The organism is Catenovulum adriaticum, from assembly GCF_026725475.1.
In the GTDB taxonomy this organism is placed as follows: domain Bacteria; phylum Pseudomonadota; class Gammaproteobacteria; order Enterobacterales; family Alteromonadaceae; genus Catenovulum; species Catenovulum adriaticum.
This window is the reverse complement of sequence record NZ_CP109965.1, coordinates 2759462-2782195: the sequence shown is the minus strand read 5'-3', so window position 1 is coordinate 2782195 and position 22734 is coordinate 2759462. Positions and strand designations below refer to the sequence as shown.

Genomic DNA, 22734 nt, shown 5'->3' with positions numbered 1-22734 from the left:
CTTTCTAACCTGACTTATAACATCATCAAAATACAAACATTATGGATATTATTTTAATTGGTATTTTTCTGCTTACGGGTATTGTTGCAGGGATTTTAGCAGGGTTTTTAGGCATAGGTGGTGGTTTAGTTGTTGTGCCTTTATTATCAGTTGCTTTGCCTTATGCTGGTATAGTACAAGAAAAAGTGATGGTTATTGCAATAGGAACGTCACTCGCCACTATTGTATTTACCGCGATATCTTCTACTTACAGTCACCAAAAGCGGCACAATATTGTTTGGCCTGCGGTATTTAGTTTGTTTCCAGGGCTAATGTTTGGCGCTATGTTGGGGGCTACGCTTGGCTCGCAATTTAGTAATGACTTTTTAGCTATAATTTTTGGCAGTTTTTGTGCGGTTTTAGGGCTCTATTCTGTCTTTAAAAACCGTTATCTTCAGCCTGTTTCTGACTATGCACAATGCCGAGGTTGGCTGTCGCTGATCGGCTTTATTACTGGGGTTATTTCAAGCCTGATTGGGATTGGCGGCGGTACCTTGTTAAGTCCGGCATTAATTTGGTTGGGGTTAGAGGCAAGGCGAGCTGTGGGAACTTCTGCTACTTGTGGGCTTCTAATTGCTGTATTTGGCAGTTTAAGTTATTTAATTACCGGTGCTAATGAAACGGAATTGCCCAAATATACAATTGGTTATATTTATTTACCCGCCTTTTTAGGGATAATTGCAACCTCTGTGTTATTTGCGCCTTTAGGTGCTAAAATGGCAAGTTATTTTTCTGACAAGGTTATTCGTATTTGTTTGGGGATAGCACTGTTAGCGTCTGCAACCCAAATGTTTATTGGCTTGTGATTTTTAATCGTATTATTTTTTAGGTTTTAGTGGAGTATAACGAAGGTGACAGAATTTTGGGAGTTTCCTGCAATTGACCCTATCATTGTAAGTTTAGGTCCAATTGCATTACGTTGGTACGGATTAATGTATCTAATTGGTTTTGCTGCCGCCATGTATTTAGCAAACCGCCGTACCGCGGAGAGTCGCTGTGTATGGAGCAAAGAGCAAGTCAGCGATTTGTTATTTTATGGCTTCCTTGGGGTTGTTTTAGGCGGTCGTATTGGTTACGTATTGTTTTATCAATTCCCATCATTTATCGACAATCCTTTATATTTATTCAGAATTTGGGAAGGCGGGATGTCATTCCACGGCGGTTTTTTAGGGGTCGTGGCGGCTATGTTTTGGTTTGCTCATAAAACAGGCACACGCTTTTTGCAGGTTGCTGATTTTATTGCGCCTTTGATCCCGATTGGTTTGGGGGCAGGACGAATTGGTAATTTTATTAATGCTGAGCTTTGGGGCCGACAAACAGACGTACCTTGGGCCATTATTTTTCCTAATGCAGGTGGTGTTCCCAGACATCCCTCGCAACTATACGAGTTCTTTTTAGAAGGGGTCGTGCTCTTTATTTTACTAAACTGGTTTAGACGAGCAGACAGACCTATTGGCGCAGTGGCCGGTTTGTTTTCTTTAGGTTACGGTAGCTTTAGATTTATTATTGAGTACTTCCGAGAGCCTGATGCTCATTTACAAGACTTTATGGGCGGCTTTATTACAATGGGGCAATTATTGTCGCTTCCTATGGTAATCGTTGGGCTAGGTATTTTATTTTATAGCTACAAATTAAATTCAGATAAAAAGCAGGTTAAACAAGCATGAAACAATATTTAACGCTAATGCAGCATGTGCTTGATAATGGCACAACCAAAACTGATAGAACGGGTACAGGCACAATAAGTGTCTTTGGTTACCAAATGCGTTTTAATTTAGCTGAGGGTTTTCCGTTAGTCACCACTAAAAAGTGCCACTTACGTTCAATTATCCACGAGCTTTTATGGTTTATAGCGGGTAATACGAACATTAAATACTTAACAGAAAATGGCGTTAAAATTTGGGACGATTGGGCAACAGATGAAGGCGAGCTAGGGCCTATATATGGTGCTCAGTGGCGAAACTGGCCAGCGGCCAATGGTGAAACCATTGATCAGTTAGCTGACTTGATTGAGCAAATCAAAAAAACGCCTGATTCACGTCGTTTAATTATTAGTGCATGGAACCCAACAGTTTTGCCTGATACTCAGTTTTCACCAAAAGAAAACGCCGAACAGGGCAAGCAAGCTTTGCCGCCTTGTCACACTTTATTCCAATTTTATGTTGCAGACGGTAAATTGAGCTGTCAGTTATATCAGCGCAGCGCGGATATCTTTTTAGGTGTGCCATTTAATATCGCGAGTTACGCTTTATTTACCATGATGATAGCGCAAGTTTGCGATTTAGAAGTAGGTGATTTTGTTCACACATTAGGGGATGCTCATTTATATTCAAACCATATAGAGCAAACTAAATTGCAGTTGAGCCGCTCGCCTCGTGCATTACCCACAATGAAAATTAATCCAAATGTTAAATCTATTTTTGATTTTAAATACGAAGATTTTGAACTACAAGGATACGATCCGCATCCGGGAATTAAAGCGCCAATTTCTGTATAAATTAGCGATTAAGACCGGATAACATGGAGTTGTATCTTTGCCATTAAAAATATTTGTAAAAGCCAAAGTTAACTTAGTTTGCTTTTGGCTTTTGTTGTTTGTTCAAAACCCAGTGTTGATCTTTTGGCCATTGCAAGTTGAGGCAGCTGATACACAAATGCCTCAACGTTTAGCACCACCTTTGGCTGAGCAGGCGTTGCGAATGACTCAATCAGAGCACGCCGAAGTTTTGTATTCAGTTCATAAAACCCAGCTGTTTGCTGATGGGAAAACTGAGCAAATTCATTATTATTCTATTCGAGTTTTGGATGAAGCAGCAGTTCAAGATTATCAAACGGTTTTTTTACCTTATAACTCAGATACCCAGTTAATCTCGCTTGATTTTGCTCATATTTATCAGCCTGAAACTCAACAATCTGCAGCAGTAAGCGTTGATATTAGCGAGCAAATATTAAAAGGTGATAAACCATTACCAGCACAAAGGAACGAATTAAGCTTAAACCAAATTGAAACAGATAAAGCTTTGAGCTTATTTGCTCGCAGCTTAAAAGTGGATGATATAATTGAGTTTCAATATAGAATTAAAAGCCAAGCACAACATAGTTTGGGGATGGTGAGTCAAACGGTTTCACCATATTGGTTGCAAATTAAAGCGGAGCCTAGGCAACCCAATAACTTGCTTACATCGCCATTAATGGCAATACGAGCTGATTTGGTTCAACAATATCGGTTTGAATTAATTTCACCCAAATCAGTAAAAGTAAAAGTGCAGGCGTTGGGTGAACATAAAAATATAACGCCATCGGTTAATATTCACAAAAACCAAAAAAGCACACAGTGGCAACTAGAAAATTTAGCTCAACTTACTTTGCATAATTTTGTGCCTAACACAGCCCAATTGTTTAGCCCGGTTAAGATATGTGCTTTTTGTCGTTATTCAAACGTGCAAACATTTTATAATCAATGGCAATTAGTTAAACCTAACGCTGACTCATTACAAAGTTTTATTGAAAAGTTAAAGCAAAGCCCATTGTATCAATCAGCTCACAATAAAAATGAAAAACTTAAAGCAGTGTATGCTTATGTTCGTCAGCAAATTGTATTTCAGCCAAGTGTCTTATCTAGTCATTCATTTTTGCCAGTGTCAGCGGAGCAAGTCATTTTAGCTCGCCATGGAAATGACAAAGATATTACTCAGCTCATTGTTGAAATTTTAACTGAACTTGAAATCCAAGCTGAATTTGCTTGGTTAGATTTACAAGCCATACCTTTACAGCAAACAGCAGATATAACTGAGCATTTAGTTAATTTTGATCAAGCAATTGTTTATATCCCCGAGCAATCAGGATTAACTGAACGCTGGCTTGATCCTAGTTCTGAGTTAATTTATCCAGGCATGGCGGCTAATTTAGTGGGGCATAGCGCCGCTGTTTTTTCAAAAGAGGCGCTAGGCATTCAATTTAAATCTATTCAAGTGAACGCTCTGCCTGCTAACGTTGCGAAAATGATGCTTGATTATTACCCAGGTTCGACAGCTCAGCGGAAAATCCAACTGGAGCTTAATGTGCAAGGTTGGTTTGAGCAGTATTTTCGAACACTGGCAAATCAAGATAATATGCAAATTAATAAAAACAGCCAAATCGAACAAAAGCTATTAGCTTTATTTAATGCTGAAGCTGATATTGAATTAGATTATAAAGTAGAACATTTAGCGTCTGACATTGAGCCACTCACAATAAAAGCGACCTATTTATTTAATCAGCCTAAAAGTATTTATACCGCTGGGGTAAATAGTGCTCAAATGTTTAATTTTTTATCTAACTTTAATGCTTTGCCGCTACCGCAACAAGCTACCTCTGGCTATCAAAATAAATTGAGCTACCAAGCACAATTACAAGCTAAATTTATGGCTTACCCAGAGCGTATTGCAAGTTTGTATCAAAGCTCAATTAGTCAAAAAAGCCCTTATTTTAAATTTACCCAACAAGGCGAATATGTTCAAAATGACTATCTTGTTCATTTTAAATATCAGCAGCCAGCGCTTAAATTAGCGAATTTAGACTATCAGGCTTATTTACGTGAAATTCAGGGGTTATCTCAGTTAGATGCATGGCTTATTTCGTTTCGGTTAAACCCAGAGGAACAAGCGCAAAAAGAATTGAAAAATGCATTAGCGCAATTGACGCAGCAAAGTGATGAACGTTTATTAGCTAAAGCTGAATACGCTATTAGTCAAAGTCAGTTTGAACAGGCAATTGCATTAGCGCAGCAAGTGTTAAACGAAAATGATAGACACGCTAAAGCTTGGTATATATTAGCAACGGCTTTAGGGTTTAACGGCGAGCTTAAAGCAGCTAAAGCAGCATTTAATCAAGCTGAAAAGTTTGATTTTAAATGGGAGCCGAAAAACTAATGTATTTGATTCGACTCATTTGCTTAACGTTAAGTTTGCTCATTATGTTAGCTGGGTGTGCAACTCGTAGTGAGCATAAATGGCCGATTCAACCGAATGTCGATTATTTTAGTTTGGCGGATCATGGTTACCAGCAATGGTTAAAGCAGCGCTCTAATTTGGTATTGCTTGCTCAGGCAAAACGAGACTTTGAGAGCGCATTACAATTACAGCCTGAACAAATTAATGCTCAGTATTACCACTATCGAGCCTCAGCCAGCTTATCGATGGCATTAGATAAAATAAATGAAGATGAGCTTCTGAGTTATTTTAATGAGATGAATTTAAGTTTATATCCTGAAACTGTCTCTCCAGCTTATGTTACTTACGCGATAAAATATAATCAGGCTAAGCAAGCTAATCAGCTACAGCAAAGATTTTCAGAGCTGAAAACCATTATTCAGCGAGCAATCAAACAAAATCCTTATAATACCCAAAATTGGATTATTTTATCTGAACTGTACCAGCAGCAAGATCAAGTTGATTTAAGTATTGCCGCGGCAACTCAAGCTTACAAAATGCAACCCGATGAAATTGAAAGTGTTAAAGCCATGGCATTGGGTATTAATATAAAAGCAGAAAGTACGAGCTGTGTTTATGAGCAAACTGACTTATTACAAACTTCATTGGTTTATTTTAATAAAGCGCTTCAATTGTCACAGCAAGCGTCTGATTATTTAGAATATAGCGCATTTCAATTATTGAGATTAGGCGATATTAAGCAAGCTCAATTAAATGCTTTAAAAGCTTTTAAAAGATCAGCCAGTTATACAAATAGCTTATTAACGTTTGAAACCAGTTTATTGTTAGGTGATTACGAAACAGCAGCGCAAGCCTTAATTCCTATGTCAAAAGAATTTGCCCCTGAACAGGCAAGAAAATATCAATTATTATTGTCAATCGCTCAACAAGATGTGGAATTAACAGGGCATTATTTAGGCCAGTTTTTAAATCAAGAATCACATGAACAATTAGATATTTATACGGCGTTACTGGTTGATCATGTGCAAAAGCAACGTCCTAAAAATGAATTTTTGAGCCGTCCCTTTATTGAATCTTCCAATACGCTTAGCGAATTTTATCAAGCCAGTTCAAGTGATCTGCAAGCGAATGCAAAATTACTTGAATCAGCAAGCGATACTTGTAGCTTAGCCAATGCTCATTATTTTATTGGGTTTAAAGCTTTTAGTGAATCAAACTATAAACAAGCCTATAAACACTTTAATCAGGTTGTTGGTTATAAAAATTATCGCCAGCCAAGTTATTTATGGGCGCATGCTATGTTACAAACCGCAGAAATGGGACACTATGCTAATTATTTATCAACAATGCAAGAGCAGATAAAGCAAGCAGATGCAAATGCTCAATTTGAATTGGGGGTTGAGTATTTTTTGGCTAAATTAGTGCCGTATGATTTACCTAAAGCGTTATCATTATTAGAGTCATCAGCAGCTCAAAAAAATGAAAAAGCTTTAAACCTTTTAGCTTATTTATATTCTGATAGTGAAAAAATTGAACGGAACATAGTAAAAGCAATTGATTATTATCAGCAATCAGCCGAACAAGGTAATGCCTATGCTTTATATCAACTAGGCTTAATTTACCAAGATGGTATAGCTGTAAATAAAGACGAACAGTTAGCTGTTGAATATTATTTAGCGTCCATTAAGCAGGGCGGCACGGCCGCTTTATTAAATTTAGCTAATTTATATTTGCAAGGGCAGGGTGTTGCACAAAGTAATGAAAAAGCTTGGCATTATTTAAAACAAAGCGCATTATCGGGCGATTACGAAGGTCAAATTCAGCTGGCTTTATTTTATCAAAAACAAAATGAAGAGTTAGTTAAATCAGCGGCTTGGTTTAGTATCGCTAAAGAGCAGTTAGAGCCAGGTAGTAAAGTGGCAAATAAGCTTGCTCAGTTTATTCAAACATTAGCCGTTCCTGATGAATTAGTGCAGCAAGAGATTGAGCAAATACAGCCACAAATAAAACACAATTAAGTGGTAGTTTAACTATAAGCTTGCCCAAGATAACTTGTTTGATAAACTAATTGCTCGCCGTGTTATTTGAGTGCGTCTAAACCAACCTAATTCAACGTGAGTTTCTGGATTAATTAATAAATAGTAGCTTTGCGAAAAGTTATCATTTAATACAGTATCAACGATAGCTAAATGGGTGTGACTTAGTGCATCTTTGGCGATGACCAAATAGCCTTTTTTAAGTTTAAACGGCCAATATAATGGCAAATAATTCAGTTGCATAAGGCTTCCAATTAGTTGAGGGGTAAAACTAGATTAGCGTTAATTATCACTAATTGCAAATGATAATTGTTATCGTTTGGTGGTTTTTATCTTCTCGCAACTTAATTGGAAATCTTCTAAGCTATAACTGATTTGTGAAATATCTATAACGGGGGTTACATGAGCTTTATGTTAGATGCTCGGTTAAGTGCAGATTGCTGGGATGTGACAGATTTAGAGTTGTCTAAATTATTATTAATGGATAATCGCAATTTACCTTGGCTTATTTTAGTGCCCAGAAAGGACGGAGCGGTAGAAATAACCGACCTAACGGTCACTGAGCAACAGATATTATTACAAGAGATAAATTTAGTTACTGAAATTCAGCAAAAAATGTTTAATCCGGATAAAATTAATACCGCAGCAATTGGTAATATTGTGCCTCAATTGCATGTGCATATTATTGGTCGGTTTAAAAATGATGCGGCATGGCCGGCACCCGTGTGGGGTAATTTACCTGCAGAAAAATACCATAAAGGTGAGTTGCAACAGCGAATTCAATTGCTTAAGCATGCGATTCATATTTAATTATAGGCAGAAAACATAATCACAAGTTATGTTGATTATTTGTTTAGTATAGGGCGTACGCTCTGTTAATTTGACATCTATCACTTATACTTGCGGACATATTGTATGAGTAGAATGGGCGCTTTGCCTTTCTTAAACATGACAAAAATGAATTTTATAATATTTAGTGGGATTGCCCGGAGGTGTTAAATGAGCCTATATCAAGAATATATGGCTGAGATCGAGAGCCGTAAAACGGAACTCGGTTTAAATCCGAAACCGATTGACAGCGCGGAGTTGCTGTATGAAATCATTGCTCAAATTAAAGATACTGACAATGAATATCGTGAAGACTCTTTAAAGTTCTTTATTTACAATATTTTGCCAGGCACAACGCCTGCTGCAGGTGTTAAGGCTCAATTCCTAAAAGAAATCATCTTAGGCCAAGAGTCAGTTGCCGAAATTAATCCTGAGTTTGCGTTTGAATTGCTTTCGCACATGAAAGGCGGTCCTTCAATTGAAGTATTGCTTGATCTTGCTTTAAGTGATGACGAATCTGTTGCAAAAACGGCTGCTGAGGTATTAAAAACACAAGTATTCTTATACGAAGCTGATACAGCCCGCTTAGAAGCAGCATTGAAAGCGGGTAATGCCATTGCCAAAGACATTTTAGAAAGCTACGCACAAGCCGAATTCTTTACAAAACTGCCTGATATTGACGAAAAAATTGAAGTGGTGACTTTTATCGCGGGTGAAGGTGATATTTCAACTGACTTGTTATCGCCAGGTAACCAAGCGCATTCACGTGCAGACCGCGAGTTACACGGTCAATGTATGATCACCCCTGAAGCGCAGCAAGAAATTGTTGCGTTACAAAAGAAACACCCTAACGCAAAAGTAATGTTAATTGCTGAAAAAGGGACTATGGGTGTGGGTTCTTCGCGTATGTCAGGTGTTAATAATGTTGCGTTATGGGCGGGCAAACAAGCTTCTCCATATGTGCCGTTTATTAATATTGCCCCTGTTGTTGCCGGTACTAATGGTATCGCACCTATCTTCCTTACCACAGTTGATGTAACGGGTGGTATTGGTCTTGACCTTAAAAACTGGGTTAAGAAAACCGATGAGTCTGGCAACGTGGTAACGGATGAAAATGGCGATCCAGTATTAGAAGAAGCTTATTCTGTTGCAACAGGTACTGTTTTAACCATAGATACGAAAACTAAGAAGTTATACAAAGGTGATAAAGAGTTAGTTGACGTGTCTTCTGCTTTCACGCCACAAAAAGTCGAATTTATGAAAGCAGGTGGTTCTTACGCAGTTACATTTGGTAAGCAACTACAAACATTTGCAGCTGAAACTTTAGGGATTGAAGCCCCTGATGTGTACGCCCAGTCGAAAGAAATTTCACACCAAGGTCAAGGTTTAACCGCGGTTGAGAAAATCTTTAATCGTAACGCTGTAGGTGTTGCATCTGATGCACCTTTGCATGCAGGTTCTAATGTTCGCGTTAAAGTCAATATTGTTGGCTCGCAAGACACCACGGGCCCAATGACATGCCAAGAGTTGGAAGCTATGGCTGCTTCAACTATTTCTCCAGGTGTTGATGGTGCATACCAGTCTGGTTGTCACACAGCATCAGTTTGGGATGCAAAAGCGCAAGCAAATATTCCTAAATTAATGGCATTCATGAATAAGTTCGGTTTAATCACAGCACGTGACCCGAAAGGTGTTTACCATTCAATGACTGACGTCATCCACAAAGTATTAAACGATATTACTGTAGATGAGCGTGCAATTATCATTGGTGGTGACTCACATACGCGTATGTCTAAAGGTGTCGCATTTGGTGCAGACTCGGGTACAGTTGCTGTTGCACTTGCAACGGGTGAAGCAGCAATGCCAATTCCTGAGTCTGTTAAAGTGACCTTTAAAGGCCAAATGGCAGACCATATGGATTTCCGTGACGTTGTTCATGCTACTCAAGCACAAATGCTTAAGCAATTTGGCGGCGAGAATGTGTTCCAAGGTCGTATTATTGAAGTTCATATCGGTACTTTGTTAGCTGACCAAGCTTTCACATTCACTGACTGGACCGCAGAAATGAAAGCAAAAGCTTCTATCTGTATTTCTAACGATGAAACCTTGATTCAGTCTATTGAGCTTGCTAAGAGCCGTATCCAAATCATGATTGAAAAGGGTATGGATAACGAAGCGGGTATGTTAGCAGGTTTAATTAAACTGGCTGATGAGCGCATTGAAGGGATTAAATCGGGTAAAGCGCCTGCATTAACACCGGATGATTCTGCTAAATACTATGCTGAAGTGGTTGTTGATTTAGATGTAATTGATGAGCCTATGATTGCAGACCCTGATGTAAACAATGAAGATGTTTCTAAGCGTTATACTCACGACGTTATTCGTCCGGTTTCTTATTATAAAGATAAGCCGGTTGATCTCGGTTTTGTTGGTTCTTGTATGGTGCACAAAGGCGACATGCAAATTATCGCGCAAATGTTACGTAATCTGGAAAAACAAAATGGCACTATTGAATTTAAAGCGCCATTAGTGGTTGCGCCACCCACCTACAACATTGTTGACGAGCTAAAAGCGGAAGGTTACTGGGCAGTATTAGAGAAATATTCTGGTTTTGTATTTGACGATGCTCACCCGAAAGATGCTGCACGTACTAAGTACGAAAACATTTTATACTTAGAACGTCCTGGTTGTAATTTATGTATGGGTAACCAGGAAAAAGCGGAACCAGGTGACACAGTTATCGCAACTTCAACACGTTTATTCCAAGGCCGTGTTGTAGCTGACTCTGCCGAGAAAAAAGGTGAATCTTTATTAGGTTCTACACCTTTAGTTGTACTTTCTAGTGTATTAGGTCGATTCCCAACGACTGATGAATATAAAGCAGCAGTAACGGGTATTGACTTAACTAAGTTTACACCGCCAGAGCATGCAATGACGACTCACTTTGATGCTGCTATTCCTGTACAGCGCGTAGACTAAATATCCACACTTATTTAGTTAAAATAAAATCCCCGTTAATCCTGGATTAACGGGGATTTTTTGTTTGCCCAGCGAAGCTGACAAATCCACCACCAGTTAAGTCATAAACCTGCTTAATTGAAATGTATTAGCTTTTAATCCTAATTTTTGTTTGTAATCCTGAACGGCTTGAGTTCAGGTTATTTATCATCAGGGATTAACAGGTATTTTTTATACTGCTATAGTTAAAACAAATACAAAATGAGAGCTTAACGGCTTTTGAAGTGAGAGGATGATGAAATTATATGCCAGTTTAATCGCAGCCTGTTTGCTATTGCCTGCCAGTTTGATGGCACAAAGCGAAATTAAAGTGATTGATCAAAATGGAAACCCGGTGAGCGAAGCCGTCATTTCATTGCCGGGGACTGAGGTTTCAGTTTCGGAGCAAACTTTAGTGATGGATCAGGTTAATAAGCAGTTTTTACCCCAGGTGTTGCTGATCCAGCAAGGTCAGTCAGTTCATTTTCCAAACAGCGATAATATACGCCACCACGTTTATAGCTTTTCATCAGCTAAACCATTTGAAATTAAATTATATAGCGGTAGTTCAACTGATCCTGTCCGGTTTGATAAATCGGGTTTAGTGGTACTAGGCTGTAATATACACGACAACATGATTGGCTATATTTATGTGGCCGATAATGAATTAGCGCAAATTTCAAATAATAAAGGCTTGGTCACATTTAATCAGGATTTGTTACCTAAGAATGTACAGGTTTGGCATGCCAAATTGTCAAATTCGTCTAGTAAGCGAAAGTTGTTTGTTTTAGAAAAGAAAAATACAGAGGGCGACTGGCTGCTACAAATCAATTTAATTGCTAAGCCAAAATCAGCTGAAAAAAAAGTAAAATCATTTAGAAATAGGTTTAATTAATTGGCTTTAAAAACTTTGCATTACAGCATTTTTAAATTGGTAGGGGGCTTATTATTTTTAAGCTCAGTATCAATATTATTGGCAGTCTGGATTGCAACAACTAACCATGCGCGAACTCAAGTCACTAAAGGTTTGCAAATTGCTGAAAGTGTGCTTAAACAAGTATTGGCTAGTCGGGAGTTGCAGCTTTATAGCTCAGCCGATGTATTAACCTCAGATTTTGGTTTTAAACAAGCTGTAGCTACACAAGATAAAGCCACTATTCAAAGCGTATTGGATAATCATGGACAGCGAATATCAGCAGATGTAATGGCGTTAATTTCATTGTCCGGTGAGGTGATTTCTTCAGATTTTGAGCAATTGAACCATCAAGTTACCCAAAGGCTTGCTCAGTTATTACAAAATGCGATAACCCAAGGCGGTGCAACTGGCATAGTGCAAATAGCAGATAAACTCTATCAGGTCATTTTATTAACTGTGGATGCACCTAACCCTATTGCAGTTTCTGTTGTTGGTTTTGAGTTAGAGCAATCCTTTGTACAAGAGTTAAAAGAAATTACTAAGCTGGAAATTACGATTCAAGCGCAAATCGCAGACCAAGCCCCTTTATTGTTGAGTTCGCTCAGTGCATCTGAGCAAGTTCATGCTTTAAAGCGAGTCGGGCAAGAGTTTGATGTGCTGCGCTTGCCATTTACTTACAAAAATATGTACACCTCAAAGCGTTTTTTATTATCTGAAAGTGCAGATAATAAAATTTGGGTCACTATTTCTGAAGATTTAAATCCATTGTTTTCAGAGTTTAATTTTTTACAGTTTAAAATTTTTGTTATTGCACTTTTATCGTTAACTTTAGCGCTATTCTTAGGGATGATATTTGCTCGAAATTTAACCTCCCCGCTAACAGCCTTAGCTAAAATCGCCCAGAAAATTTCACAAGGTGATTATTATAGTAAGGTTAAAGCAAAAGCTAATTCCCAAGAAATTAATAATTTATCGTTGGCTTTTAGTGTGATGCAGCAAAATATTAAAGAGCGCGAAGCAGAAATTAAGTATCAAGCGGATCATGACATTTTAACGAATTTGTTTAATCGTTATCAGATTGCTCGGATCGTTAATCAAAAAATTGAAGCCGATGAGTATTTTCAAGTTGTCTTGTTTAATATTTTAGACTTTAGAAGTGTTAACGATACATTTGGCTATCAAAACGGCGATGCTTGTTTGCAAACCTTGGCTCAGCGAATTATGGGATTAGGCGGTTATGCTGCAAGATTAAACGGGGGAGAGTTATTATGGATCCCTGAAACGACGATTACAGAAGAAGAGATATTAAATACCCGGCAATCGTTAGAAACCCCTATTTGTATTGCTGATATTTCTATTAACTTAAAATTGGCGATGGCGTTAGTTTCTTGCCCTGATGATGCTGATACTGAAGAAAAGTTATTTCGGCGTTTAAACATTGCAATTGAAAAAGCTCAACACCAAGCGCTTTTGTATCAAGCGTATCATAATGAATTAGAAGCGCTGTATTTAAAAAAATTAGCGGTTTTAAGTGAATTAAAAAAAGTATTGTCCACGGAGCAAAGTGAGCTTTGCATGTTTTATCAACCTAAACTCAACATTAAATCAGGCAAAGCTGAAAAAGCAGAAGCCTTGATTCGTTGGAATAGTGAAAAGCTGGGGTTTGTTTCTCCCGAGTTATTTATTCCTATTGCAGAGCAAGCGGGCATCATTGGAAAACTAACAGATTGGATTATTCGACGTGTTATTCGTGACATTGCAGACTGGCAACAACAAGGTATTGATCTACAAGTAGCCATTAATTTATCTGTGCATGATGTGTCAGATGATACTTTATTGGCTAAAGTGATTCATTACTTGCAAGAATCTAATGTGAGTCGCGCTAAGTTATCATTTGAGTTAACCGAAAGTGATTTGATGCAAGATCCTACAAAAGCGATAGCGCATTTAAATGCCATTCGTAATGTCGGGTTCGGTTTAGCGATTGATGACTTTGGTACTGGATATTCATCGTTATCTTACCTAAAAGATATGCCAGTTACCGAGCTTAAAATAGATAAAAGCTTTGTTTTGAACTTAGCAACTGAAGTAAATGATCAAAATATAGTTAAAACGGTGATTGCTCTTGCACAAAGGTTTGGGTTAGAAACCGTAGCAGAAGGCGTGGAAGATCAAGCATCGTTGGACTTGTTAACTCTGCTGGGCTGTGATTGGATTCAAGGTTATTACATTAGTCGGCCTGTCGCCCCTGCTGCGTTAATTGAGTGGTTTAATGAGCAGTCATTACCAAGCCAAACCTTAATAAATAAGGAAACATGATGAATAAAGCTAATCAGTACTTGTGGCTACTGACACCATTATTGTTCACCGCACAGCCAGTTTACGCTGGCACAGGCAAACTACTGGCAACAGCGGGATTAACTCAAGTTGAAGGGAGTGGCGGTGGCGGTATTGTTCCTTGGGCTACTATTAGTGGTTATGATGCTAAAGGAGAAACGTCGGTGTCGGCTTTTAATACCCAAGTCTCTGTTGATGATTATAAACTTCACGCATTAGGTCTTAGTGTTGGTATTTACGATCGACTTGAATTTAGCGTGGCTCGGCAAACGTTTGATTTGCCAAGTTCGGTTATTGGTTTAGGGCTCGGCAATGAAATTAATCAGACTGTTTATGGTGTAAAAGCTAAATTATACGGTGATGTGGTTTATTCAAACTGGCCACAAATTAGCGTTGGTCTTCAGCACAAAAATTTATCTGATGGTGCGATAGCAGGCGCCATTGGTGCATCAGATAATAAACAAGGTACTGATTATTATCTTTCAGCAACTAAAGTGCATTTAGGGGCAGCCGCTGGCTATAACCTAGTTTGGAACCTTACTGCACGTGCCACTAAAGCAAACCAAATGGGTTTACTTGGATTTGGTGGTGCTGGAGAAGATAGCCATAAAGTGATGCTTGAAGGCTCGTTGGGGATATTACTGTCGCGTAAAATAGCTGTAGGAATTGAGTATCGCCAAAAACCAAACAATTTAGCAGCATTTAAAGAAGACGATTGGAAAGATATATTTATTAGCTACACGCCAAACAAACATTTTAATTTTACATTGGCTTGGGCTAGCCTTGGCAATATCGCTGTTGCAGATGATCAACAAGGTATTTATTTATCAACAACTGGCTACTTATGGTGAGCGTAATTTTATGATGAAGATGATAAAATATTTAACTTTGACTTTAATTTTATTGCTGACTTCATGTGCAAGCCAGCCAGACCAAACGATTTATCAGCAATTGGGTGGTAAAGAGAAAATAACTGAAATTGTACAAAACTTTATTTATGAAATTGAATTTAATGAAACTATTTTTGAATATTTTAAAGATTCAGACATCCAAAGGTTTCATGATAAATTAATTGAACATATTTGTGTTCATACTGGTGGTCCATGCGAATATACTGGCGATCCTATGGATAAAGTACATACCGGCATGCACATTAGTGAAGCTGATTTTAATTTAACCGTTGATTTATTAATTGATGCGATGACAAAAGCGGATGTTCCTCATCCACTACAAAATAAAGTACTAGCAATATTTGCCCCAATGCGAGGTGAAATGATTTATCGCTAGTCCTTTTTAAGTATTCAATTGTTAGCTCGTCTGCTAACGTTAGGCGAGCTGCAGATTGAGCTAACATTTATGTTGTTAGTATTTATTCCAATTGTAGAGCATAAATAACCTATCGCATTTTTTACCAATAATTTGTAAGATGACGAAATAATAAAAGACTACTTAACTTTAAGAGCACCTTTATGTACGAAGCTTTTTATGGATTAAAAGAAAAGCCGTTTCACCTAACACCTGATCCTCATTTTTTCTTTGCCAGTAAATTACACACTAGAGCCTTATCTTACTTAAAATATGGGATTACCCAAGGTGAAGGTTTTATTGTGATAACAGGCGCGATAGGCACAGGTAAAACAACGATTGCAAATAGCATGTTAGCTGAAATTGATGAGCAAGAGGTTAAAGCGATTCAAATTGTGACGCCTAAATTAAATCCTGATGATTTAATTATCGTCACAGCGGAGAAGCTTGGTTTAAGTACAGAGCATAAAACCAAAGGTCAAATATTACAGCAAATTGAAAAAGAGCTAATTCGTTTAGTTGAAACAGGCCATCGAGCACTATTGATCGTGGATGAAGCGCAAAATTTGCCGGTAGAGTCAGTTGAAGAGTTGCGGATGTTATCTAACTTTCAAACTAACGGAAAACCGCTTCTTCAAAGTTTTTTATTGGGTCAACCAGAGTTAAGAAGCTTATTACAGCTACCTAATATGGAGCAGTTTAGGCAACGTATTGTGGCCTCTTGTGACTTAAAAGCCCTTTCAAGTGCAGAAACTCACGAGTATATTCATTTTAGGGTCAATGCCGCGAGTGAAACTGAATCTCCCGTTAAGCTTATTTCTGATGAAGGGATAGATAAAATTTTTCAATTAAGCCAAGGTATTCCAAGACGAATTAATACGATTTCAGACCGTGTTTTGCTGTATGGCTTTTTAGAAGACAAAAAGTACCTTGAAGCAGACGATGTGCAAGTTGTTATAGACGAAATCAAGCAAGAATCTGTAGAACAAGCTGATGCTCAGGCGAGTGGCGAGAAGCAAGAGACTAAAGTTGAAAAAGATTACGCTAAACAAGAAACGTTATTAGAAGATCTAACACCACCGTCAGCTCAAACGAAAGAAAATCAATCAGGTATACCGTCTGATATTTTAGAAGATGTCACGCATTTGCGTAATATGCTACAAGAGATGCGCTACACTTTAGAAACCTCAATTGAATATAAATTAAAAGTGAGCCGTTATATTGATAATGCAATCAACCGTAAGCTTAAACAATTAAAGCAGGTTTCAAATGCGGACGGTGAAGAAAGTAAAGCCGAAGCCAAACAAGATGTAGGCGAATAAAAAAGGTGTCGTAATGAAAAATATTATTTCAGATATGGATGGCGTTTTATACCGAGGTAAAGAATTAATTCCTGGTGCAAAAGAATTTGTTCAGCGACTTATTCAATCCAATACTAATTTTTTGTTTTTAACTAACAACTCAGAACAAACCCCGATTGACTTAGTTCGAAAACTTGAAGGTTTAGGCGTTGAAGGTTTAGAAGAAAAACATTTTATAACCTCAGCAATGGCAACAGCGCAATTTTTACATGCTCAAAAACCGGGCGCTAAAGTATTTGTTGTTGGCGGCGGAGGTATGGTTAGCGAATTATATAAGCTAGGGTTTTCAATTACCGATTCAGATCCAGACTATGTAGTAGTAGGCAAAACCACTTCATTTAATTATAGTATGATGAAAACAGCAGTGCGTTTAATTTTAAATGGTGCTCAGTTTATTGGGACAAACCCTGACATTGTTGATCCAGGCGAAAAAGGCTTTGAGCCTGCCAGCGGTGCAATTTTAGCTTCAATCGAAGTGGCAACGGGTAAAAAGCCTTATGTCGTTGGTAAGCCAAACCCGTTAATGATGCTGATCGCGAAAAATCAATTAGGTGTGCATTCTAAAGATACCGTGATGATAGGCGATCGTATGGATACTGACATTATTGGAGGCATGGAATCTGGCATGGATACAATTTTAGTGATGTCTGGGGTGAGCAACGCCAACACGATTTCACAATTTCCTTATCGTCCGACTCATGTATTTGAAAACGTGGGAGAGATTGATTTAGAAAAACTATAAGTAATACGTTTATCTGTGATTAATGATAAAAACTGCTAAAATTATTTTTAATATTGTTACATATGTAGATGTGAGCTGATGAAACAAGCCTTTAAAAAATATACGTTGGCGGGCACTGCCTTATACACTTTAGGTTTATTTATTGTGTTATTCGCTTATAAATCAGGCGTGTTTGAATTAAATATCATGCATTATTATTTATATGCGGGTGTATTGCTTGGTTTGATTGCTTACATGTTATCAAATAAATTTAGCGAGCAATTTCCAATTGAAAAGCTAGTAGCACGCGATGGCAATGTTTTAGTTGCGCAAAGTGCTTCTGGCTTTATTAATTATTCATCTACAGCGGTGCCAATTAGCCAAATTCGTGCGATCACCTTAGCTCATGGTTATATGCACATTGAACTAAAAAATGCAGAGCAGGGCGCTAAGCCCCTAGAGTTTTTTTCTGAAATTAGCAAAACAGAACAGCAAACCCACCTTTTTAAATTATTAAACGCAAGTGAGCTTAATAAAATTCAATTAAGTTTGTTAGCAGAGTAATCAAAATTTTATATCCTTAAATCAGTTAGGTATAATTGTCGCCTAAAGCTTTGTTGTATTTAACGAGCTTGCAAAATAAGTGGATAAAACATGGCAATTAACTGGTACCCGGGTCACATGCATAAGGCCCAGCGCGAAATAAGAAAAATATTAGGTGAAGTTGATCTTTTTATTGAAGTATTAGATGCCAGAATACCTTACAGCAGCGAAAACCCCATGATAGCTCAAATACGAGGTGATAAGCCTTGTATTAAAATTTTAAATAAATGCGATTTAGCCGATCCCGCAACAACTGAACTCTGGTTAGATTATTTTAGACAAAGCAAAAATACGGATGCTATCGCAGTTAGCGCTAAAACCCCAGCAAGTTTACGTAACATTATTGAGCTATGTAAAACCATGGCGCCTAATCGTAATCAACCTGGTAAACCAGTTAGGGCGCTTATTGCTGGCATTCCTAATGTTGGCAAATCAACCACGATCAATATTTTAGCAAATCGAATCATTGCAAAAACGGGTAATGAACCAGCAGTGACTAAAAGCCAGCAAAGAATCAATATAGGCGATGGTGTCATCTTATACGATACCCCTGGGATGTTATGGCCTAAAGTAGAAAATGAGAACTCAGGCTATCGCTTAGCCATTACAGGCGCAATTAAAGAAACGGCTTTTGATTTAGATGATATTGCAACTTATGCTGCAGAGTATTTAACTGAAGCTTATCCTCAAGCGCTTAAAGAAAGATATAAACTAGATGAGTTTGCGGATAATGGTTATGACACCTTAGAACTGATTGGTAGAAAGCGAGGTTGTTTACGAGCGGGTGGCAGAGTCGAGATGAATAAAGCGGCAAAAATACTACTTACAGAACTCAGAGACATGCAAATTGCACCAATAACCATGGAAACACCAACCATGTGTATAGCAGAACAAAAAGAAGTAGACGCCCGTTTAGCTGAAAAAGCAGAAAAGGATTCAGAGCGTAAAAAGAAGTTTAAGAAAAAACGTCGCTAGGTGGTTAATAAATAGACTTAAAGCACTAATTTAGGTGCTTTATTCATCAATTCATAAAATATTTGTTTTTTAATGAAAAAAAATTAAGAAACGGGTTGACTTAGACCCTCAAAATCCGTTTAATACACGCCCGCAGCAGAGATGAACTGCAGCAAAGATAGATGCGCCCAGATAGCTCAGTCGGTAGAGCAGGGGATTGAAAATCCCCGTGTCGGTGGTTCGATTCCGCCTCTGGGCACCATTTTTTGGTTTTGAAAATCCTACGTTTGTTGGATTAGGTCAATTCCACTTATGTGCTCTATTTTTAGATTTAATATCTAAATGTAAAAAATCATCAAAGTACCTTGCACAATTTATATGTGCCGACTTAGCTCAGTTGGTAGAGCAACTGACTTGTAATCAGTAGGTCGCCAGTTCGATTCCGGCAGTCGGCACCATTTTAAATTGAGTTTGAGTCACTTATTCCAGAGAAACAAAACTGGAACCTGTATGCCCAGATAGCTCAGTCGGTAGAGCAGGGGATTGAAAATCCCCGTGTCGGTGGTTCGATTCCGCCTCTGGGCACCATTTTTGGTTTTGAAAATCCCATGTTTGTTGGATTAGGTCAATTCCGCTTATGGGCACCATTTTTGGTTTTGAAAATCCCATGTTTGTTGGATTAGGTCAATTCCGCTTATGGGCACCATTTTTGGTTTTGAAAATCCCTCGTTTGTTGGATTAGGTCAATTCCGTTTATGGGCACCATTTTTGGTTTTGAAAATCCCTCGTTTGTTGGATTAGGTCAATTCTGCTTATGGACACCATTTTTGGTTTTGAAAATCCCATGTTTGTTGGATTAGGTCAATTCTGCTTATGGACACCATTTTTGGTTTTGAAAATCTATTTTTATTAGATTTAATAAATGCCATTAATGAATACCGTTTATCCCTCCAATAAATGGTTTAACTTTTCCTTTGATTGATATTAACATCAAACGAAATGCTAATTTTTTAGCAAAATTTCATTGTTTTAGTGTGCCGACTTAGCTCAGTTGGTAGAGCAACTGACTTGTAATCAGTAGGTCGCCAGTTCGATTCCGGCAGTCGGCACCATTTAAACAATAAGCTTACAATAAAAAGTGCATCTGTAATCAGTATCTCATTTTAGGTAAGCAGTTCGGCTCACACAGTCGGCACCATTTAAACAATAAGCTTACAATAAAAAGTGCATCTGTAATCAGTATCTCATTTTAGGTAAGCAGTTCGGTTATTTATAGCCGGAAATGAAAATAAAACTGAATCCACATCAGTTTAATGTAATTAGTGTCGCCCGGGTGGTGGAATTGGTAGACACAAGGGATTTAAAATCCCTCGCTCATAGAGCGTGCCGGTTCAAGTCCGGCTCCGGGCACCATTTCTTAGTTGTTTTATTGATTATCCCCTCTTAAATTTTTCGTTACGATTTAAATCTAAGTTTTCTTTTATTTCCAATCATTTACCTTTTAAAACTGAATTAATTTTCGGTTTGATGGTTTTTTATCGCTTCCTTCAGATTGCATTCAACTATTTATTAATTATACTGTGTTTATATACAGGTGTGATTATGAATAATATTATTGAACTGCTTCAGCGCCAACAGCTGATTTTTAATGCGAGTACTCAACGCCAAACTCAAAATGTAACAGAAACAGGTTACGGGGAGCTTGATCACGCTTTGAATGGTGGCTTAACTCAAATTGGTGTCATTGAATTATTAAGCCAAACAGCAATTGGTGAATTAAGGCTATTGATGCCTTCGTTATATTCAGACTCAACGAGACTCTTAGTTTTAGTTTCACCGCCAGCTCATGTAAATGCACAAATGTTTTCAGCGCAGGGGATAAAGTTAAAGAATATTTTGGTTATCCAACCTGATAATTTTAAAGATTCGCTTTGGGCTGTAGAACAATGTTTATCCAGCGGCAGTTGCCATAGCGTTTTGTTTTGGCCAGAAAATGAATTAGCAATACATCAAATTAAACGCTTTCAACTTGCCTGCGAAAAAGGCCAATGTCGCCATATATTATTTAGAGCAGAAAGACTTGAGCGTATTTCACTACCGTTGGAGCTCAGTTTATCTTTATACGCGCAATCATCAGGCTTATTAGCTAAAGTTAATAAGCGAAAATGTGGCTGGCCGAGTAAAGCGTTTAATATTGATATGTCGTCTCGGTGGCCTGAATTAATACAGCCAAGTCGGCCAAAAAATATTTTAACTTTTCCTGCCGCTACATCGGCTTAAGCAGAGGAATGTGATGCGTCTTTGGTTATATTTACACTTTCCGGCTTTACAGTTGAATACCTTATTGACTGAGTTAAAAGAACAGCCTATTGCGATTGTTCAAGGACAAAAAAATCAATTAGTGCAATTAAATCAAGCTGCTCAAAATGCAGGGCTTAAAAAAGGCATGGGCTTAGGTTCCGCAGCGGCTTTGTGTCGTGAATTAAAAGTTTATCCATATGATGATGAAAAACAAAAAAAAGAGCTGATTCAAATTGCTCAATGGCTTTATTGGGTCACCGCTGATATTAGTTTAAGCCCACCAAATGGTTTATTACTTAAAGTCAGCGCTATGCTTGAGTTATATAAAAGTCCTGAACATTACTGGCAAGTTATCCATAAGCATTTAAATAAAATAATTAAGAATTATCAGTATGCTACGGCTGATTCTCCATATGGCGCAAAATTATTAGCTCAGCATAACTTCAATAAAATATTAACTGACAAATTTAAAATTACCCAGCAGCTTAACCAATACTTTTTGAAGCAAACTGAGTTATCTAGCAAAACCATAGAAAGCTTAAACCGAGTAGGGATTTTACGAGTTAGAGATTTATTAAATATGCCTTTGGCTGAGCTAGCTAAACGATTTGATGCGGAATTATTAACTTATATCGGTCGTTTAACGGGGCAATTAACCACGCCGGTTGATTTTTATCATCCGCCTGAAACTTTTCAATATCATCTCTCGTTATTATTTGAGTTAAGCCATTTATCTTATTTGTTTAAACCCTTGTTGAAAATTTATCAGCTATTAGAGCAATTTTTAAAAATAAGAGGCAAGCAAACTCATCAAATTGAGATAGAACTGATACTTCGAGATGCAGATAATATGCAAATTCACGTGGGTTCAGCTCAGGGTGAATATAAGGCCGATAAGTGGTTAGAGCTGAGCCAGCTTACCTTTGAATCTCTCAAGTTAGCGTCGCCTGTGATTGAAATTAGTGTCAAAGCTGATCAGTTATCAGATTTGATAGCAACAGAGCATGATATGTTCGCAGCACATCAACCCGAATGTACCGCAGAGGAATTAGTGGAGCGCTTGCAAGCCAAGCTGGGCAAAACACAAGTGAGGGGTGTTAAACTGATTAATGATCATCGTCCAGAAAAAGCCAGTCAATGGTGTTTTCCATTGACTCAAACCGATAATGACATTACTCAACTGCCTAAAATTAGGCCAAGTTTTATTTTACCTGTGCCTCAGGTTTTAACTGAACAGGTCACCGTTTTACATGGCCCTGAACGGATTAATGCTGGCTGGTGGGATAATCAAGCGATTTGCCGAGATTATTACATAGCTCGCAGTGTTCAAGGCCGTTGGCTGTGGATTTTTAAAACACGCCAGCAAAAATGGTTTGTTCATGGTTTATTTTGTTAATAGGTCATC

General features: G+C 37.9%; 18 protein-coding genes and 5 tRNA genes. 22 read left to right on the top strand and 1 reads right to left on the bottom strand.

Going from position 1 to position 22734, the window contains the following annotated elements:
• Window positions 1–41 precede the first annotated feature (41 nt).
• From OLW01_RS12235 to OLW01_RS12215, 5 genes are read left to right on the top strand one after another with little or no spacing between them, the layout of a single operon-like run.
• Complete coding sequence (locus OLW01_RS12235) at window positions 42–845, top strand: sulfite exporter TauE/SafE family protein (protein ID WP_268074197.1); 804 nt, start codon at window positions 42–44, stop codon at window positions 843–845.
• Between the two features lie 45 nt (window positions 846–890).
• Window positions 891–1706 (top strand): prolipoprotein diacylglyceryl transferase, encoded by an 816-nt coding sequence (gene lgt / locus OLW01_RS12230; RefSeq protein ID WP_268074196.1) that lies wholly within the window; start codon window positions 891–893, stop codon window positions 1704–1706.
• Complete coding sequence (locus tag OLW01_RS12225) at window positions 1703–2536, top strand: thymidylate synthase (RefSeq protein ID WP_268074195.1); 834 nt, start codon at window positions 1703–1705, stop codon at window positions 2534–2536. The genes lgt and OLW01_RS12225 overlap by 4 nt, the downstream gene beginning before the upstream one ends.
• A gap of 37 nt (window positions 2537–2573) precedes the next feature.
• The gene (locus tag OLW01_RS12220; RefSeq protein ID WP_268074194.1) at window positions 2574–4949 is read left to right on the top strand and encodes a DUF3857 domain-containing protein; all 2376 of its coding nucleotides are present in this window, start codon (window positions 2574–2576) and stop codon (window positions 4947–4949) included.
• A complete protein-coding gene (locus OLW01_RS12215; RefSeq protein ID WP_268074193.1) occupies window positions 4949–6988 on the top strand; it encodes a tetratricopeptide repeat protein in 2040 nt (679 codons plus the stop codon). The genes OLW01_RS12220 and OLW01_RS12215 overlap by 1 nt, the downstream gene beginning before the upstream one ends.
• A gap of 12 nt (window positions 6989–7000) precedes the next feature.
• Here OLW01_RS12215 and OLW01_RS12210 read toward each other — a convergent pair whose 3' ends face one another.
• Window positions 7001–7249, bottom strand: coding sequence for a hypothetical protein (locus tag OLW01_RS12210; protein ID WP_268074192.1), 249 nt, complete (start codon window positions 7247–7249; stop codon window positions 7001–7003).
• A gap of 159 nt (window positions 7250–7408) precedes the next feature.
• Here OLW01_RS12210 and OLW01_RS12205 point away from each other — a divergent pair, with 159 nt between their 5' ends.
• The 17 genes from OLW01_RS12205 to OLW01_RS12125 all read left to right on the top strand — a co-directional run bounded on the left by OLW01_RS12205 (window position 7409) and on the right by OLW01_RS12125 (window position 22725).
• Window positions 7409–7816, top strand: coding sequence for an HIT domain-containing protein (locus OLW01_RS12205; protein ID WP_268074191.1), 408 nt, complete (start codon window positions 7409–7411; stop codon window positions 7814–7816).
• 189 nt (window positions 7817–8005) lie between these two features.
• Window positions 8006–10813 (top strand): bifunctional aconitate hydratase 2/2-methylisocitrate dehydratase, encoded by a 2808-nt coding sequence (locus tag OLW01_RS12200; RefSeq protein ID WP_268074190.1) that lies wholly within the window; start codon window positions 8006–8008, stop codon window positions 10811–10813.
• A 271-nt stretch (window positions 10814–11084) separates the two neighbouring features.
• On the top strand, window positions 11085–11726 hold the full coding sequence (locus OLW01_RS12195) for a methylamine utilization protein (protein ID WP_268074189.1): 642 nt from the start codon (window positions 11085–11087) through the stop codon (window positions 11724–11726).
• Window positions 11727–14066, top strand: coding sequence for an EAL domain-containing protein (locus tag OLW01_RS12190; protein WP_268074188.1), 2340 nt, complete (start codon window positions 11727–11729; stop codon window positions 14064–14066). It abuts the gene before it with no gap.
• Window positions 14066–14935: a DUF3034 family protein gene (locus OLW01_RS12185; protein ID WP_268074187.1), complete on the top strand. Its 870-nt coding sequence runs from the start codon at window positions 14066–14068 to the stop codon at window positions 14933–14935. Before OLW01_RS12190 ends, OLW01_RS12185 begins: the two co-directional genes overlap by 1 nt.
• Window positions 14889–15371 (top strand): group I truncated hemoglobin, encoded by a 483-nt coding sequence (locus tag OLW01_RS12180; protein ID WP_268074186.1) that lies wholly within the window; start codon window positions 14889–14891, stop codon window positions 15369–15371. The genes OLW01_RS12185 and OLW01_RS12180 overlap by 47 nt, the downstream gene beginning before the upstream one ends.
• A gap of 182 nt (window positions 15372–15553) precedes the next feature.
• The gene (locus tag OLW01_RS12175) at window positions 15554–16711 is read left to right on the top strand and encodes an XrtA/PEP-CTERM system-associated ATPase (RefSeq protein ID WP_268074185.1); all 1158 of its coding nucleotides are present in this window, start codon (window positions 15554–15556) and stop codon (window positions 16709–16711) included.
• Between the two features lie 13 nt (window positions 16712–16724).
• Window positions 16725–17492, top strand: a complete 768-nt coding sequence (locus OLW01_RS12170; RefSeq protein ID WP_268074184.1) for an HAD-IIA family hydrolase — start codon at window positions 16725–16727, stop codon at window positions 17490–17492.
• Window positions 17493–17570: 78 nt separating this feature from the next.
• Complete coding sequence (locus tag OLW01_RS12165; protein ID WP_268074183.1) at window positions 17571–18035, top strand: hypothetical protein; 465 nt, start codon at window positions 17571–17573, stop codon at window positions 18033–18035.
• 90 nt (window positions 18036–18125) lie between these two features.
• Window positions 18126–19049, top strand: a complete 924-nt coding sequence (gene ylqF, locus OLW01_RS12160; protein WP_268074182.1) for a ribosome biogenesis GTPase YlqF — start codon at window positions 18126–18128, stop codon at window positions 19047–19049.
• A gap of 165 nt (window positions 19050–19214) precedes the next feature.
• A tRNA-Phe gene (locus OLW01_RS12155) sits at window positions 19215–19290 on the top strand.
• Between the two features lie 120 nt (window positions 19291–19410).
• Window positions 19411–19486 (top strand) — tRNA-Thr (locus tag OLW01_RS12150).
• A gap of 54 nt (window positions 19487–19540) precedes the next feature.
• Window positions 19541–19616 (top strand) — tRNA-Phe (locus OLW01_RS12145).
• A 448-nt stretch (window positions 19617–20064) separates the two neighbouring features.
• Window positions 20065–20140: transfer RNA gene (locus OLW01_RS12140), tRNA-Thr, on the top strand.
• Window positions 20141–20355: 215 nt separating this feature from the next.
• A tRNA-Leu gene (locus OLW01_RS12135) sits at window positions 20356–20441 on the top strand.
• A gap of 189 nt (window positions 20442–20630) precedes the next feature.
• Window positions 20631–21308, top strand: a complete 678-nt coding sequence (imuA, locus tag OLW01_RS12130; RefSeq protein ID WP_268074181.1) for a translesion DNA synthesis-associated protein ImuA — start codon at window positions 20631–20633, stop codon at window positions 21306–21308.
• A gap of 13 nt (window positions 21309–21321) precedes the next feature.
• A complete protein-coding gene (locus tag OLW01_RS12125; protein ID WP_268074180.1) occupies window positions 21322–22725 on the top strand; it encodes a Y-family DNA polymerase in 1404 nt (467 codons plus the stop codon).
• Window positions 22726–22734 lie beyond the last annotated feature (9 nt).